The 16,504-nt window shown below is 59.9% G+C and carries 13 protein-coding genes and 1 pseudogene; 3 read left to right on the top strand and 11 right to left on the bottom strand.

Annotated elements, in window-relative coordinates:
* Nucleotides 1–54: 54 nt before the first annotated feature.
* The gene (locus tag AACY50_RS03945) at nt 55–1,128 is read right to left on the bottom strand and encodes a BMP family ABC transporter substrate-binding protein (RefSeq protein ID WP_339538174.1); all 1,074 of its coding nucleotides are present in this window, start codon (nt 1,126–1,128) and stop codon (nt 55–57) included.
* A 286-nt stretch (nt 1,129–1,414) separates the two neighbouring features.
* Here AACY50_RS03945 and AACY50_RS03940 point away from each other — a divergent pair, with 286 nt between their 5' ends.
* On the top strand, nt 1,415–2,506 hold the full coding sequence (locus AACY50_RS03940; protein WP_339431894.1) for a calcium:proton antiporter: 1,092 nt from the start codon (nt 1,415–1,417) through the stop codon (nt 2,504–2,506).
* Nucleotides 2,507–2,631: 125 nt separating this feature from the next.
* Here the strand turns inward: AACY50_RS03940 and AACY50_RS03935 are convergent, their stop codons facing one another.
* The 10 genes and pseudogenes from AACY50_RS03935 to AACY50_RS03890 form a co-directional block, all read right to left on the bottom strand.
* Entirely contained in the window at nt 2,632–3,990 is a 1,359-nt protein-coding gene (locus AACY50_RS03935; protein WP_339431895.1) for an 8-oxoguanine deaminase, read from the bottom strand.
* A 259-nt stretch (nt 3,991–4,249) separates the two neighbouring features.
* Nucleotides 4,250–4,936, bottom strand: coding sequence for an SDR family oxidoreductase (locus AACY50_RS03930; RefSeq protein ID WP_339431896.1), 687 nt, complete (start codon nt 4,934–4,936; stop codon nt 4,250–4,252).
* 18 nt (nt 4,937–4,954) lie between these two features.
* Nucleotides 4,955–5,071, bottom strand: a pseudogene (locus AACY50_RS03925) (MerR family transcriptional regulator); the annotation flags it as partial.
* A gap of 184 nt (nt 5,072–5,255) precedes the next feature.
* The gene (locus tag AACY50_RS03920) at nt 5,256–6,182 is read right to left on the bottom strand and encodes an ABC transporter permease (protein WP_339431897.1); all 927 of its coding nucleotides are present in this window, start codon (nt 6,180–6,182) and stop codon (nt 5,256–5,258) included.
* Nucleotides 6,182–7,288: an ABC transporter permease gene (locus AACY50_RS03915; protein WP_339431898.1), complete on the bottom strand. Its 1,107-nt coding sequence runs from the start codon at nt 7,286–7,288 to the stop codon at nt 6,182–6,184. Before AACY50_RS03915 ends, AACY50_RS03920 begins: the two co-directional genes overlap by 1 nt.
* 13 nt (nt 7,289–7,301) lie before the next feature.
* Nucleotides 7,302–8,849: an ABC transporter ATP-binding protein gene (locus AACY50_RS03910; protein ID WP_339431899.1), complete on the bottom strand. Its 1,548-nt coding sequence runs from the start codon at nt 8,847–8,849 to the stop codon at nt 7,302–7,304.
* A 519-nt stretch (nt 8,850–9,368) separates the two neighbouring features.
* Nucleotides 9,369–9,968, bottom strand: a complete 600-nt coding sequence (locus AACY50_RS03905) for an IMPACT family protein (protein WP_339464635.1) — start codon at nt 9,966–9,968, stop codon at nt 9,369–9,371.
* Between the two features lie 7 nt (nt 9,969–9,975).
* Nucleotides 9,976–10,626, bottom strand: a complete 651-nt coding sequence (locus AACY50_RS03900; RefSeq protein ID WP_339538173.1) for a TetR/AcrR family transcriptional regulator — start codon at nt 10,624–10,626, stop codon at nt 9,976–9,978.
* An 88-nt stretch (nt 10,627–10,714) separates the two neighbouring features.
* Nucleotides 10,715–12,103 carry a uracil-xanthine permease family protein gene (locus AACY50_RS03895; protein WP_339431901.1) on the bottom strand — a complete coding sequence of 463 codons (1,389 nt, stop codon included), beginning with the start codon at nt 12,101–12,103 and terminating at the stop codon, nt 10,715–10,717.
* 121 nt (nt 12,104–12,224) lie between these two features.
* On the bottom strand, nt 12,225–13,145 hold the full coding sequence (locus AACY50_RS03890) for a LysR family transcriptional regulator (protein WP_221734345.1): 921 nt from the start codon (nt 13,143–13,145) through the stop codon (nt 12,225–12,227).
* A 138-nt stretch (nt 13,146–13,283) separates the two neighbouring features.
* On the opposite strand from AACY50_RS03890, the gene AACY50_RS03885 reads away from it, so the two are divergent.
* Nucleotides 13,284–14,633 (top strand): aspartate aminotransferase family protein, encoded by a 1,350-nt coding sequence (locus AACY50_RS03885; RefSeq protein ID WP_339431902.1) that lies wholly within the window; start codon nt 13,284–13,286, stop codon nt 14,631–14,633.
* Nucleotides 14,634–14,708: 75 nt separating this feature from the next.
* Nucleotides 14,709–16,202, top strand: coding sequence for a CoA-acylating methylmalonate-semialdehyde dehydrogenase (locus tag AACY50_RS03880; protein WP_339431903.1), 1,494 nt, complete (start codon nt 14,709–14,711; stop codon nt 16,200–16,202).
* Nucleotides 16,203–16,504: the final 302 nt, after the last annotated feature.

The following is a 16,504-nucleotide window of genomic DNA, read 5'->3' as shown; positions in this document are numbered from 1 at the left end:
CGTATCGACCGACACGACGCCTTCGCGAGCAAGCCCGCTCCCATAGGTGTGCGCTTACTTCGGCATCTCGGCCTTCATGCCTTCCACGTAATAGTTCATCGAGGCCAGTTCTGCGTTGGTTGCACTCACGCCCGCCGGGATTTTTTCGACCCCGGCCTGATCCTTGATCGGCCCGGTAAACGGCTTGAACGCGCCGCTCTTGATGTCGGCGATGATCTGCTCGGCTTCAGCCTTCACGGGCGCCGGCACCAGGTCGCTGATCGGCAGTTCAACCGTGCCTTCTTTCAAACCGCCCCAGTAGTCCTGGGATTTCCAGGTGTGGTCGATCACGCTTTGCGTCGCCTGAATGTAGTGCGGCGCCCAGTCGTTGACGATTGAAGTCAGCACCGCTTTCGGCCCGAAGTGCGCCATGTCGGAGGCGTAGCCCACGGCGTACACGCCACGACGTTCGGCCGCTTGAATCGGCGCGGGGCTGTCGGTGTGCTGGAACACCACGTCCACGCCCTGATCGATCAGGGCGTTGGCCGCATCGGCTTCCTTGCCCGGATCGAACCACGAGTTGACCCACACCACTTTGATCTCGGTGCCTGGGTTGTACTTGTTCAGGGCCAGTTGAATAGCGTTGATGTCGCGGATCACTTCCGGAATCGGGAACGAGGCGACGTAGCCGATTTTTTTGCTCTTGGTCATCTTCGCCGCGAGGAAACCACCGACGTAGCGACCTTCGTAAGTGCGTGCCAGATAGGTGCCGAGGTTCTTGTCCTGCTTGTAGCCGGTGGCGTGTTCGAAAGTCACTTTGGGAAACTGTTTGGCGACTTTCAGCGTCGGGTTCATGTAGCCAAACGAGGTGGTGAAGATCAGGTCGTACTTGTCCTTGGCCATGTTGCGGATCACCCGCTCGGCATCGGCACCTTCGGCGACGTTTTCCACAAAGTGGGTGGTGATCTGATCGCCGAATTTCTCGGCCAGTGCCTTGCGCCCCTGTTCATGCTGATACGTCCAGCCGTGGTCGCCGATCGGGCCGATATAGACGAAACCGACCTTCAGCGGATCGGCAGCGCTGGCGCTCAGACTGATCCCCAGACCGATGGCGGCGCACAGCAGTTTGTGCAGCGGACGTATTTGCATGAATTGGAGCTCCGTTTTGTTGTGTGTGGACAGCGTCAATGCAAATTGCTGACCAACAGGACAACAAACGTCTCCAAACCGCATAACGGCCTTCGCGAGCACGCTCGCTCCCACAGGGGAATGCATATCAATGTGGGCGCGGGCTTGCTCGCGAAGAGGTCGGCGCGGCCAATAAAAGTGCAACGAATGAAACGGCCGCCATTCACTGGTGCGCTAAGGTGTAACGAAACGTTAGCGCCGTTCCGCAGTCAGTAGCTCACTCGCACTCTCCGGCAAAAGGCCCGCCATGCTCACGATTCTCAAGCAAGAAAGCTTTCTACTGTTGGCGCTCATCGCCGCACTCGTCGCTTATCCACTGGAACACTGGCTGCTGCACAGCGGCCAGATCGTCGCCTTGGGCGCCGGGCTGGTGTTGATCGCGTTCATCGTCGTCGCCTCAATGCGCGTCGCCCACCACGCCGAACTGCTCGCCGAAAAAGTCGGCGACCCTTACGGCACGATGATTCTCACACTGGCCGCCGTGCTGGTCGAAGTGGTGATTCTGGCGATCATGATGAGCAACGAAGCGTCGCCCACCCTGGTGCGTGACACGATCTATTCTGCGGTGATGCTCGACATCAACGGCATCCTCGGCCTCGCGGCGCTGATGGGCGGGATCAAGCACGGCGAGCAGTCCTACAACGACGATTCGGCGCGCAGCTACAGCGTGATGATCCTCACCGCCATGGGCGTGTCGATGGTGGTGCCGGAGTTCATTCCCGAGGCTAACTGGAAGGTTTATTCGGCGTTCACCATCGGTGCGATGGTGGTGCTTTACACCTTGTTCCTGCGCATGCAGGTCGGGCCGCACAGCTATTTTTTCAGCTACAGCTACCCGGACAAGCGGCGCAAGAAAGAGCCGGTCGAACAGCAACCGAAACCGCTCAGATTGGGCTTGTCGATTGGCATTCTGGTGTTTGGTGTGGTGGTGATCGGCGCGCTGGCCGAGGTGATGTCGAAAACCCTCGATCTGGGCCTGGAGGGAACAGGGGCGCCGCCGGTGATCACGGCGATTCTGGTGGCGGCAATCTCGGCCGCGCCGGAAATTCTCACGGCATTGCGTGCGGCGCTGGCCAACCGCATGCAGTCGGTGGTCAACATCGCGATGGGCGCGTCACTGTCGACGGTGATCCTGACCGTGCCGGTGATGGAAGCCATGGCGCTGTATACCGGTCAGCCGTTTCAGATGGCGATGACGCCAGTGCAGACGGTGATGATCTTCATCACCCTGATCGTCAGTGCGATCAACCTCAACGACGGCGAAACCAACGCCATTGAGGGTATGACGCACTTTGTGTTGTTTGCGACGTTCATCATGCTGTCCCTGCTCGGGCTCTAGGAACACCACAATTCCAAATGAGGGAGCGGGCTTGCTCGCGAAAGCGGTCTGTCAGGCAGCTTAAAACTGACTGACACGACGCCTTCGCGAGCAAGCCCGCTCCCACAGGTTTTATCGGTGGTGAATCAGGTGCCGGCGATCAGTTGGCGCGCGGCCTGGCTGTGATCGGCAATCAAGCCCTTGAGATCCAGGCCTTCGACCTGGCCGTCAACCACACGCCACTTGCCGCCGATCATCACTCGATCCGCACGATCGGCGCCACACAGCAGCAGCGCCGAAATCGGATCATGGCTACCGGAGAAGCGCAGCTCATCGAGCTTGAACAGTGCCAGATCGGCCTGCTTGCCGACCGCCAGTTCACCGATGTCGGTGCGGCCCAACAGGCTCGCCGACCCCTTGGTCGCCCACCCCAGCACACGCTCGGGGGTAATTTTCTCGGCGCCATAACGCAGACGCTGGATGTACAACGCCTGCCGCGCTTCCAGAATCATGTTCGACGCATCGTTGGACGCCGAGCCGTCGACCCCCAGACCAAACAGCGCGCCAGCGTCGGTCAGATCGATACTCGGGCAAATGCCGGAGGCCAGACGCATGTTCGAACTCGGGCAATGGCAAATGCCGGTGCCGGCCTGGCCGAGGCGGGTGATTTCGTCCGGGTTGAAGTGGATGCCGTGGGCCAGCCAGGTGCGCGGGCCGAGCCAGCCGACGCTGTCCAGATAATCGACGGTGCGCAGGCCGAAACGCTGCAGGCAGAAGTCCTCTTCATCGAGGGTTTCGGCCAGGTGCGTGTGCAGGCGCACGTCTAGCTGGTTCGCCAGTTCAGCACTGGCCGACATGATTTCCGGCGTCACCGAGAAGGGCGAGCACGGTGCCAGGGCGATCTGGATCTGCGCGCCATCGCCACGCTCGTGGTACTCGCGAATCAGGCGCTGACTGTCGTCGAGAATCACCTGGCCTTCCTGCACGGTCTGCTGCGGCGGCAGGCCGCCGTCCTTCTCGCCGAGACTCATCGAGCCGCGAGTGAGCATGGCGCGCATGCCCAGTTCACGCACGGTTTCGACTTGTACGTCGATGGCGTTTTCCAGACCGTCCGGGAACAGGTAATGGTGGTCGGCGGCGGTGGTGCAACCTGACAGCAGCAATTCAGCCAAAGCCACTTTCGTGGCGAGGGCAAGTTTTTCAGGCGTCAGGCGTGCCCACACCGGGTACAGGGTTTTCAGCCAGGGAAACAAGGGCTGGTTGACCACTGGCGCCCAGGCGCGAGTCAGGGTTTGGTAGAAATGGTGGTGGGTGTTGATCAGGCCCGGCAGGATCACATGTTCGCGGGCATCGAACACTTCATTGCACGGCGCGGACGGTTGCTGACCGGCCGCCAGCACTTCGACGATCACGCCGTCTTGCAGCACCAGACCACCACGGGCATCGAGCGCGTTGGCCGTGAAAATGGCGAGGGGATTTTTTAACCAGGTACGGATGGCAGGCATTGTGGCCGGCTCCTCTGAAAGTTGGGTTCAGGGTTGCCAGCTCAGTGTTGCCCTGTCTGCTGATCCAGGGTCGCCGCGAAGGACGAGGCGCGCAGTTTCAAACAAAACGCGATGCCGGGCAAGCCCCACCCGACAGGACAACACACACCACCCCTTATGGGAGAGGGCTTGCTCGCGAAAGCGCTGAGTCAGGCACGGGTGTATTGACTGACACGACGCCTTCGCGAGCAAGCCCGCTCCCACAGGGGTTATACGGTGCTTACCAAGGAATGGTTTCACCCTTGTAATTGACGAAGTGGTGCCCGCCCTTGCCAGTAAACGCATTCACCTGATCGACCAGACCGCGCGTGCTGGTCTCGACATCAATGTCGGCACCCTCACCGCCCATGTCCGTCTTCACCCAACCCGGATGCAGCGACAACACCGTGAGTTTCTGCTCGCCCAACTGGGTCACGAAAGTGTTGGTCATCGAATTCAGCGCAGCCTTGCTCGCCTTGTACAGCGCCAGTTCCGGCGCATCCGGCATGGTCACGCTGCCGAGTACCGAACTCATGAACGCCAACACACCGCTGCCATCGCGAATCTGCCCGACGAAACGCTGGGCCAGATTGATCGGTGCCACCGCGTTGGTGAAAAACAATTTCCCGACTTCGGCCAGTGTCGCGCCGCCCGGGGTTTGTGCATCCGGGCCTTTGACCCCGGCGTTGACGAACAGCAGGTCGAACGTCTCGCCCTTGAGTTGCTGACTCAGGGCGATCACCGCTTGCTGGTCATCCATATCAAGCTTCTCGATGCGCACCTTGCCCAGCGCTTGCAACGCGTCGGCGTTCGAAGGATTGCGCACGGTGGCCGTCACTTGCCAGCCATCGGCCAGCAGGGTTTTCACCAACCCGAGGCCCAAACCACGGGAGGCGCCGATGATCAGTGCGTTTTTTGCCTGGGACATGATGGGTTCCTTGAAAAGTTAACGTGCAGGATTCAATGGACACGCCTGAGCGAGCCGTAGTTGCAACTCCTGACGCAGTGCGTCGAGTTCACTCATACGGGTTTCGATCAGTTGCAGTTTGTCGCGCAGCAATTGCGGCTGACGGCGCAGGCCTGAGCTTATTCACCACTGCGCATTGACGCACTCAAAAGAGGTATTGGCCGTGGAGCATACTCCTCTTCGCGGGCAAGCCCACACAGTGTCCGTGTCGTACACAAATGGGTAATCACCGCCGAACCTGTGGGAGCGGGCCCGCGAAGAGGCCAGTCTCTTCAGCGCATCAATGCCCTGCCTGCCACGGCTGCCCCAACGACACCGGCGCATATAACCGCGTACGCAGCGCATCGCGCGACAACAACACCAGCACCACAATCGTCGCCACATACGGCAGCATCGCCAGCAAGCTCGACGGAATCGCCAGCCCCATCCCCTGTGCCACCAAATGCAGGATGCTGGCGAGCCCGAACAGATACGCCCCCAGCAACAACCGCCACACCCGCCAACTGGCAAACACCACCAGCGCCAGCGCGATCCAGCCGCGCCCGGCCGTCATGTTCTCGGCCCACATCGGCGTGTACGCCAGTGACAGATACGCCCCGGCCAACCCGGCCATCGCCCCGCCAAACAGCACGGCCAGCGTACGCACGGTCAACACTGGCAAGCCCATCGCACTGGCCGCATCCGGATTTTCACCGACGGCCTGAATGATCAGCCCGATACGACTTTTGATGATCACCCACGCGACCAGCGCAAACAGCGCGAACGACAGGTAAACCAACAGATCCTGAGCAAACAGCATCCGCCCGATCAGCGGAATTTCACTCAAGTACGGAATCGCCATTGGCTCAAAACCCGCCAGTGGTTTACCCACCCACGCGGAGCCGACAAAGGTCGACAACCCCACACCAAAAATCGTCAGCGCCAGCCCGGTCGCCACCTGATTGGCGTTGAACACCAGCGCCACCAGGGCAAACAGCGACGACAACAGCATCCCCGCGAGCATCGCCAGCAACACGCCGAGCCACAGGTTGCCGCTGCTGAGGGCGACGATAAAACCGATCACTGCACCAAACAGCATCATCCCTTCCTGGCCGAGGTTGAGCACGCCGCTCTTCTCGCAGATCAGTTCACCCAGCGCCACCAATAACAGCGGCGTGCCGCAACGCACCATGGCGTAGAAAATATTGCTCAGCAGATCGATATCCATCACAGCGCTCCGGCGGTTACGGCAGTGGTCGAGGCGCGCCGTCTCCAGCGCAGTTTCAGGCGCGGCCGATAGAGGATCAGCACGTCACAGGCCAGCAGGAAAAACAGCATCATTCCCTGGAACAGTTGGGTAATCGCTTGCGGCAGGTTGAGGGCCATCTGCGCACTCTCGCCGCCGATGTACAGCAACGCCATCAACAGACTTGAGAACAGAATCCCGATCGGATTCAGCCGCCCGAGAAACGCCACGGTGATCGCCGCATAGCCATACCCTGGCGAAACCTGCGGCACCAACTGACCAATCGGCCCGGTGACTTCGCAGACCCCCGCGAGCCCGGCCAAACCGCCGCTGATCAGCAGCGCCAGCCAGATCAGCCGTTTCTCGCGAAAACCGACAAACCCCGCCGCACGCTTGTCCAGCCCGAGCACTTTGATCTGAAAACCGACAAAGCTTTTCTGCAACAACACCCACACCGCCACCAAGGCGAGCAGGGCGAAATACACCCCGGCGTGCACGCGGCCATCCTCCATCAACAGCGGTAAACGGCTGGCATCGCCAAACATCGCCGACTCGGGAAAGTTGAAGCCGGCCGGGTCTTTCAACGGGCCGTGTACGCAGAACAACAACAGGTTGAGGGCAATGTAATTGAGCATGATGCTGGTGAGGATTTCGTTGGCGTTGAAACGCGTGCGCAGCCATGCCGTCAGCCCGGCCCACGCCGCGCCGGCGAGGGTGCCGGTGAGCAGAATCAGCACCAGTGCCCAACGGCTTTGCATGTCGATGATGTTCACCGCCAGCGCACTGCCGGCCAACGCGCCCAGGAGCAATTGGCCTTCGGCGCCGATGTTCCAGATTCGCGCTTGATAGGCCACGGCCAAGCCCAACGCGCAGAGCAGAATCGGCAGGGCTTTGACCAGCAATTCGGACACGCCGTACACGTCGCTGACCGGTGCGATCAACAGGGTGTGCAAAGTTTGCAGTGGATCATGACCCAGAGCGATGAACAGCAGCGAACCGCAACCGAGGGTCAGCGCCGCCGCCAACAACGGCGAGCACCAGAGCATCAGGCGCGATTGCTGGCCACGGGGTTCGAGAGAAAGCAGCATGTTGAAAACTCCGTTAAACCGTGGCGTGTTGTTGAGGGGCATCGAACTGGCCGGCCATCCAGCCACCAACATCGCTCAGTAGGGTGTCCGCCGTGTTGTGCAACGCGGACATCTTCCCGCCGCACAACGCACCGAGGCGGTCGCTGATCTGGAACAGTTCGTCGAGGTCTTCGGAAATCACCAGAATCGCCGCACCGGCATCGCGCAACGCAATCAACGCACGGTGGATGGTGGCCGCAGCGCCGACGTCCACGCCCCAGGTCGGGTGCGCGGCGATCAGCAGTTTCGGCTGCTGGAGGATTTCCCGGCCAAGAATGAATTTCTGCAAGTTGCCGCCGGACAGGCTGCGCGCAACGGTTTGCGTGTCCGGGGTTTTCACGCCGAAGCGTTGAATAATTTGTTGCGCGAGGGCTTCGACCTTGCCGCGCTGGATCAGCCCGTTGCTGACCAATCCCTGCTGGAAGGCCGTGAGCAGGGCGTTGTCCGCCAGACTCAACTCGGGCACCGCGCCGTGGCCGAGGCGTTCGGCGGGGACGAAGGCCAGACCGAGTTTGCGCCGCGCATCCGGGCGTAAGTCAGCGACAGCTTGTTCACCGAAGCGAATCGTCGTCGCCTCGGCGCTCGGCAGGGTTTGTTCGCCGCTGAGCAGGGCGAGCAACTCATCCTGACCATTGCCGGCGACCCCGGCGATGCCGACGATTTCACCGCTGCGCACTTGCACATTAATGTCGGTCAACGAGCAGCCAAACGGATCGGGGTTGCGCCAACTCAAACCGCTCACCTGCAAAAAATCCGCGCCGCCGCTGACTTTCGGATAATCACCGATCAACGCCGCCGCTTCGCCGACCATCAACTGCGCCAATTGTTGATCCGAACACTCGGCGGGTACGCAATGCCCGGCCACTCGTCCGCCGCGCAAAACCGTGGCGCTATGGCACAAGGCGCGGACTTCGCCGAGCTTGTGGCTGATAAACAGAATGCTGCAGCCCTCGGCGGCGAGGCGCCGCAGCGTGATGAACAAGTCGTCGGCCTCTTGCGGTGTCAGCACCGAGGTCGGTTCATCGAGAATCAGCAGACGGATGTCCTGCATCAGGCAGCGGATGATTTCCACCCGTTGTCGCTCACCGATCGACAGGCTGTGGACAAGTCGCTCAGGCTCCAGCGCCATGCCGTAACGGCGCGACACTTCGCGAATTTTCGGTTCCAGTTGTTTGGGCGTACCGGCCGCTGCGCCCATCGCCAGAGCAATGTTCTGCGCCACGCTGAGGGTTTCAAACAGTGAGAAATGCTGGAACACCATGCCGATCCCCAACTGCCGCGCCTGCGCCGGGTTGCGGATATTCACCCGTTGACCTTGCCAGAGCATCTCGCCCGCATCGGCCTGGGTGACGCCATAGATGATCTTCATCAGCGTACTTTTGCCCGCGCCGTTTTCACCGAGCAGCGCATGGATTTCCCCAGGGGCGATGCTCAGGTCGATGGCATCGTTGGCCAGACAACCGGGGTAGCGTTTGCTGATGTGGCGCAGTTGCAGGCGCGTGTTGGGCGGATCGATTGGCATGACAGGCTCGACTTGCTTGGAGTTGTGCCTGTGGATAAAGCAATTTCCTGGCCATTGAGTCAGGAACCCGGGGCGAGCGTGTGCATCAGGGCTCGGCGCAAAGCGTTCAAGGCTGCATCGGGTAATGCCCCGGCACCAATTCAGAGCAAAGCCGTTGAACAGGCTCCAGTTTTGCCCTTCGGTGACTGATCAAAAAACGAGCAAAGACGCGGGGGCTAGACAGAGTCTGCAACTGCGCCAGCCATGAACGGGTTATCCACAGGTTGCTCCACAGTTATTGTGCGCAAGCTTTAAACCCGGGCATAAGCACTGCAAGGCTTTCTTCTAATGGTGCTAAACGTTATTAACTGATTGTTTTTAGGCAAATTTTGAATTTTTCAGGAGAGATTGAACGAAAAATGAACAAACCGCGCAAAGCCGCGTGACAGAAGGGTTACAGCGCAATGTGCTCAGGTTATCCACAGTCGGGTGCACAGCCGATGTGGGCAACTCGGGGTAATAAGGAAATCAAGCGATGCCCTAAAAGATCGCAGCGCTTGAACGCTGAAGCAAAATCCGCCCACGACTCAAATCAGCCAACTGGCGTTGCAATAATTCGATCTGCATTTCACCCACGGCTAGCTGCAATTCGACGCCGTTGGCAGTGAAGTTTTCCTCGACCACCAACCCGCCCAGATCCGCCACCCGCAACTTCACCAGCGCCAGCTCGGCAAACCCACAGGCACAACGCAGCGGCACACGGCTGATCAACTCGACTTTCGCCGCCGTCTGCAGGCACTTGTTTGCGCCGCCGCCATAGGCGCGGGCCAAACCGCCGGTGCCCAGTTGAATGCCGCCGTACCAACGAATCACCAGTACGGCGACCTGATCGCAATCCTGCGCTTCAATCGCCGCCAGAATGGGCCGGCCCGCCGTGCCGCCAGGCTCGCCGTCGTCATTGCTACGGTATTGATCGCCCAGTTTCCACGCCCAGCAGTTGTGCGAGGCGTTCAAGTCGCTGTGCTGTTCGAAGAACGCCTGCGCGTCGGCCGCGCTGCTGATCGGCGTGGCGTAGGTGATGAAGCGGCTTTTGCGAATCTCTTCGCGGTATTCGCAAAAACCACTGAGGGTGAAAGGCATAGACGTCTTATAGAGAGGGAGTGAGGCCGCAGCCTTTGAGGATGATGCGGATCAAATTGTTGCCGGCGTCTTCCATGTCCTGCTTGGTCAACTTGCTGCGACCGCTGACTCGGCAGATCTGCGTGGCAAAGTCGGCGTAATGCTGAGTGCTGCCCCACAACAGGAAAATCAGGTGTACCGGATCCACCGGGTCCATTTTGCCGACATCGATCCACGCTTGAAAAACGGCCGCTCGCCCCTGGAACCAGGCGCGGTAATCCTGATTGAAATATTCGCTCAGGCATTCGCCGCCGCTGATCACTTCCATCGCGAAGATGCGCGAAGCTTGCGGCTGGCGGCGGGAGAATTCCATTTTTGCGCGGATGTAGCGGGTGAGCGCCTCGGCCGGATCGTCCTCGGCCGTCAGGGTGTTGAAGGTGCTGTCCCACAACTCGATGATGTTGCTCAGCACCGCCACGTACAACCCCAGCTTGTTGGTGAAGTAGTAATGCAGGTTCGCCTTGGGCAACCCGGCATTCTGGGCAATGGTGTTCATGCTGGTGCCTTTGTACCCATGACGGGCGAACTCGTCTTCGGCGGCTTTGAGAATGGTCTCTTCGTTCTTCTGACGAATGCGGCTGGCGGGCTTGCCGCCGTGAGCGGGGACTTCAAAGGTCATAGGCACTTCCGGGTTTGTCTGTGGGCGCAACCAGTTGCGTTGATAGCGCACCCACAGGCTTCAGACAAGTCCTGAAGCAATAAAACCGTTACGCCTGTTCGACCTTGTTCACCGGCACATGGGCTTCGCTGGTGGTGGTTTTTGCTTCCGGCAGCAGCAGGCAGAGCATGATTGCGGTCAGCCCGCCACTGGTGATCGCCGAGTCGAAAAGGTTCTGCACCAGTTTCGGCAGCAAGTGCAGCAAGTTCGGTTGCGCGGCAATACCCAGGCCGACGCCGAACGAGGTGGCGATGATCAACATGCTGCGTCGATCCAGCGGTGATTGCGCGAGGATACGCACACCCGCCGCCGCAACGGCACCGAACATCACCAGCGTCGCACCGCCAAGCACCGGTTTTGGAATCTGTTGCAGCACCGCGCCGATCATGGGAAACAGGCCGAGACAAAACAGGATCGCACCGATGTACAAACCGACGTAGCGACTGGCGACACCGGTCAACTGGATCACGCCGTTGTTCTGCGCGAACGTGGTGTTGGGAAAGGCGCTGAAAGTGGCCGCGATCATGCAGCTCACGCCATCACCGAGAATGCCACCGCGCAAACGGCTTATATAAGAAGGGCCGCTGATGGGCTGGCGGGCCAGCATGCAGTTGGCGGTGAGGTCGCCGACGGTTTCGATGGTGCTGATCAGATAAATCAGCGCGACGGGCAGAAAAGCCGTCCAGTCGAAGCTGAATCCAAACTTGAACGGTGCAGGAATACTCACCAGCGGCAAGTCAGGCAAAGGCTGCACCACCAGTTTCCCACTGAACCATGCCGCCAGACTGCCGAGTACCAGGCCGATGATGATTGCCGAGAGCCGCACCCACGGCGTGTTCGAGCGATTGAGCAGGATGATCGTCAGCAGCACGAACACGCCCAGCGCCAGATTGCCCGGCGCACCGAAGTCCGGCGCATTGAAACCGCCTCCCAGATCCGTGATGCCGACTTTGATCAGGCTGATTCCGATCAGGGTGATGACAATGCCGGTCACCAACGGCGTAACGACGCGACGCAATTGGCCAATGAAGCGGCTGAGGACGATCTGTACGATCGCGCCGAAAAAGCACACGCCGAAGATCATCGCCAGAATGTCCTGTGGGCTGCCGCCGCGCTGTTTGACCAGAAAACCTGCCGACAGTACGGCGCCAAGAAAGGCGAAACTGGTGCCCTGCAGACAAATCATCCCGGCACCAATGCCGAACGGTCGGCGTGCCTGAATAAAGGTGCCGACCCCGGACACCATCAGCGCCATGCTGATCAGGTACGGTAAATGCGCGTTCAAGCCGAGCGCCGAACCGATCACCAGCGGCGGGGTGATGATGCCGACGAAACTGGCGAGTACGTGTTGCAGGGCGGCAAGAATCGCGGCGGGCGGTTTGGGGCGGTCGTTGAGGCCGTAGATCAGGTCGCTGGACGGTGCGGAATCTGGCTGCATGGACTTGGACTTCTTGTTGAAGGATCGGGGTTGATCCTGCTCTGCAAAAAGCTGTCCACTTGCTCAGGTTATTGGGCGATTTTGTCTGTTAGGCCCAGCGTGGCTGGGCCTTGCGGGTTTTTCAACGCGTCGCCGCCAAGCTTTCAAGAAAACTTTCCAGCACCAAATGGGGGCGCCGGCCCTTGCGCGTGACCGATGCGAGGCTCAGGTCATAGAAACGTGTCTTGGCCTTGAGCGCGCGCAGACGCCCCTGTTGCACCCAAAGGCTGGCGTAGTGATCCGGCAGATAACCGATGTAGCGCCCGGTCAGGATCAGGAACGCCATGCCTTCACGGTCCGAAGCGCTGGCGGTGCAGTTGAGCGCCTGGTAATGCGCCTGAATGTCTGCCGGCAAACGGAAGGTGGGGGCGATGGCGTCCTGACTATTCAGGCGTTCGTCGTCCAGTTGCTTGTCATCGACGTAAAACAGCGGATGCCCGACCGCGCAGTAAAGCAGTGAACGTTCGCTGTACAGCGGCTGATATTCCAGACCGGACAGCGCACTGGCCTGCGGCACCACGCCAACATGCAGGCGGCCGTCGAGCACGCCTTGTTCGACTTCATTGGGCGCGATCATGCGGATCTGGATCTGCACGTCCGGGCCGCGTTCTTTTAATTGCGCGAGGGCGTGGGTGATGCGCATGTGGGGCAGGGTGACCAGGTTGTCGGTCAGGCCAATGATCAACTCGCCGCGCAAGTGCTGGTGCAGGCCGTTGACCTCGGTGCGAAAGCTTTCCAGCGCACTTAACAGTTGCAGCACCGATTGATAGACCTCGCGGCCTTCTTCGGTCAGCGAGAATCCCGCGCGGCCGCGTTGGCACAGGCGTAAGCCGAGGCGTTGCTCCAGGTCGCTCATTTGCTGGCTGATCGCCGAACGCCCAATGCCGAGCACGGTTTCCGCCGCCGAGAAGCCGCCGCATTCCACCACGCTGCGAAAAATGCGCAGCAAGCGAATATCAAAGTCACTGACCTGGGCCAGCGGATCGGGACGGCGGCTGCTCATGCTTGATCACTCAAAGTTTAGTGGTGGGCTGACTGAAGGTTAGAAGAGTTGGATTTCACCGACTTTATCGCCGTGGCAATTTAGCTGCAACAACGCTTTCTATCTCCCTGACGCTTATGCCCTGCGAGGTTTTGCCCGATGAACATGCCTGAAACCGCTCCGTCGCCACTGGCCAGCCAACTGAAGCTGGACGCGCACTGGATGCCGTACACCGCCAACCGTAACTTCCAGCGCGATCCGCGTTTGATTGTCGGTGCCGAGGGCAGTTGGCTGTTCGACGACAAGGGCCGCAAGATCTACGACTCGTTGTCCGGTCTGTGGACCTGCGGCGCCGGGCACACCCGCAAGGAAATTCAGGAAGCGGTCTCCAAGCAGTTGGGCACACTCGATTACTCGCCGGGCTTCCAGTACGGCCACCCGTTGTCCTTTCAGTTGGCTGAGAAAATCACCGATCTGACTCCGGGCAACCTCAACCATGTGTTCTTCACCGACTCCGGCTCCGAGTGCGCCGATACGGCGGTGAAAATGGTCCGTGCCTACTGGCGTCTTAAAGGCCAGGCGACCAAGACCAAAATGATCGGCCGCGCCCGTGGCTATCACGGTGTGAACATCGCCGGCACCAGCCTGGGTGGCGTCAACGGCAACCGCAAAATGTTCGGTCAGGCGATGATGGACGTCGATCACCTGCCGCACACGTTGCTGGCGAGCAATGCGTTCTCCCGTGGCATGCCGGAGCAGGGCGGTATCGCCCTGGCCGATGAACTGCTGAAGCTGATCGAACTGCACGATGCGTCGAACATCGCCGCCGTGTTCGTTGAACCGATGGCCGGTTCCGCTGGCGTGCTGGTTCCGCCTCAGGGTTATCTGAAGCGCCTGCGTGAAATCTGCGATCAGCACAACATCCTGCTGGTGTTCGACGAAGTGATCACCGGTTTCGGCCGCACTGGCTCGATGTTCGGCGCCGACAGCTTTGGCGTCACTCCCGACCTGATGTGCATCGCCAAGCAAATCACCAACGGCGCGATCCCGATGGGCGCGGTGATTGCCAGCTCCGAGATCTACCAGACCTTCATGAACCAGCCGACGCCGGAATACGCGGTGGAATTCCCCCACGGCTATACCTATTCGGCGCATCCGGTGGCTTGCGCCGCTGGCCTGGCGGCACTCGACCTGCTGCAAAAGGAAAACCTGGTGCAGAGCGTGGCCGAAGTCGCGCCGCATTTTGAAAACGCGCTGCATGGCTTGAAGGGTTCGAAGAACGTCATCGACATCCGTAACTACGGTCTGGCCGGTGCGATCCAGATTGCCGGTCGTGACGGCGACGCCATCGTGCGTCCGTTCGAGGCGGGTATGGCGCTGTGGAAAGCGGGGTTCTACGTGCGCTTCGGCGGCGACACCCTGCAGTTCGGCCCAACCTTCAACAGCAAGCCGCAAGACCTTGATCGTCTGTTCGACGCGGTCGGCGAAGTGCTGAACAAGCTCGACTGATTTTTCCCTCTATATAAGTACAAATTGCCGGCGCCTCTTCGGCGGCGCCGGCGGACAAAATTCAGGAGTCCCCCGATGAGCGTTATCCCGCATTTGATCAATGGCGAACTGGTGACCGAGAACGGTCGCGCGGTTGATGTGTTCAACCCGTCCACCGGTCAAGCGATCCACAAGTTGCCACTGGCCAGCCAGGCAACCATTCAGAAAGCCATTGATGCTGCGAAGGCAGCGTTCCCGGCCTGGCGTAACACGCCGCCGGCCAAACGCGCCCAAGTGATGTTCCGCTTCAAGCAACTGCTGGAGCAGAACGAAGCGCGCATCTCGCAATTGATCAGCGAAGAACACGGCAAGACTCTCGAAGACGCTGCCGGTGAACTGAAACGCGGTATCGAGAACGTCGAGTTTGCTTGTGCTGCGCCGGAAATTCTCAAGGGCGAGTACAGCCGCAACGTAGGCCCGAACATTGATGCGTGGTCGGACTTCCAGCCGTTGGGCGTAGTCGCCGGTATCACGCCATTCAACTTTCCGGCCATGGTGCCGCTGTGGATGTATCCACTGGCGATCGTCTGTGGCAACTGCTTCATCCTCAAACCGTCCGAGCGTGATCCAAGCTCCACGCTGCTGATTGCTCAACTGCTGCTGGAAGCCGGCCTGCCAAAAGGTGTGATGAACGTGGTCCACGGCGACAAGACGGCGGTGGACGCGCTGATCGAAGCGCCGGAAGTCAAAGCGCTGAGCTTCGTCGGTTCGACGCCGATTGCTGAATACATCTACGCCGAAGGCACCAAGCGCGGCAAACGCGTTCAGGCACTGGGCGGCGCGAAGAACCATGCGGTACTGATGCCGGATGCCGATCTGGATAATGCGGTCAGCGCACTGATGGGCGCGGCGTATGGTTCTTGCGGCGAGCGCTGCATGGCGATCTCCGTTGCGGTATGTGTGGGTGATCAGGTGGCGGATGCGTTGGTGGCCAAACTGGTTCCACAGATCAAGGCGTTGAAGATTGGTGCGGGTACTTCGTGTGGTCTGGACATGGGGCCACTGGTGACCGGTCAGGCGCGCGACAAGGTCAGCGGCTATGTCGATGACGGCGTGGCAGCGGGTGCGACTCTGGTGGTCGATGGTCGCGGCTTGAGTGTCGCGGGTCACGAAGACGGCTTCTTCCTCGGGGGCTGCCTGTTCGACAACGTCACTCCAGAGATGCGCATCTATAAAGAGGAGATCTTCGGGCCGGTGCTGTGCGTCGTCCGGGTGAGCAGCCTGGAAGAGGCGATGCAACTGATCAACGATCACGAATACGGCAACGGCACCTGCATCTTCACGCGTGACGGTGAAGCGGCGCGTCTGTTCTGTGATGAGATCGAAGTCGGTATGGTCGGCGTCAACGTGCCTTTGCCGGTGCCGGTGGCTTATCACAGCTTTGGCGGCTGGAAGCGTTCGCTGTTCGGCGACTTGCATGCCTATGGCCCGGACGGTGTGCGCTTCTATACCCGCCGCAAGGCAATCACTCAGCGTTGGCCGCAACGTGCTAGCCACGAAGCCTCGCAGTTCGCCTTCCCTAGCTTGTAAGCAGGGATGAAGAAGGCCGACCTCTAGAGGTCGGCCTTTGTGTTTTCGGTGTTCTTTGACTGATATGACAGAAATATGAAATTAACGGTTGACGGCAGATTCTGGAAGCCTATAATTCGCCCCACTTCCGGCGCAGTCGAAACAGAAAACTCCTTGAAATTCAATGAGTTATGAAGTTTTCGGCAGCAAGTTGCTTCAGTTCATCGAAGCCAGAAAGAAGTTGAAAAAGAGGTGTTGACAGCAGCGTGTAACGCTGTAGAATTCGCCTCCCGCTGACGAGAGATCGAAGGCGCAAGTGGTTG

It is taken from the genome of Pseudomonas sp. RA_15y_Pfl2_54, from assembly GCF_963971015.1.
Taxonomy (GTDB): Bacteria; Pseudomonadota; Gammaproteobacteria; order Pseudomonadales; family Pseudomonadaceae; genus Aquipseudomonas; species Aquipseudomonas baetica_A.
The sequence above is the reverse complement of the archived record's forward strand: the minus strand, read 5'-3'. Positions and strand labels throughout refer to the sequence as shown.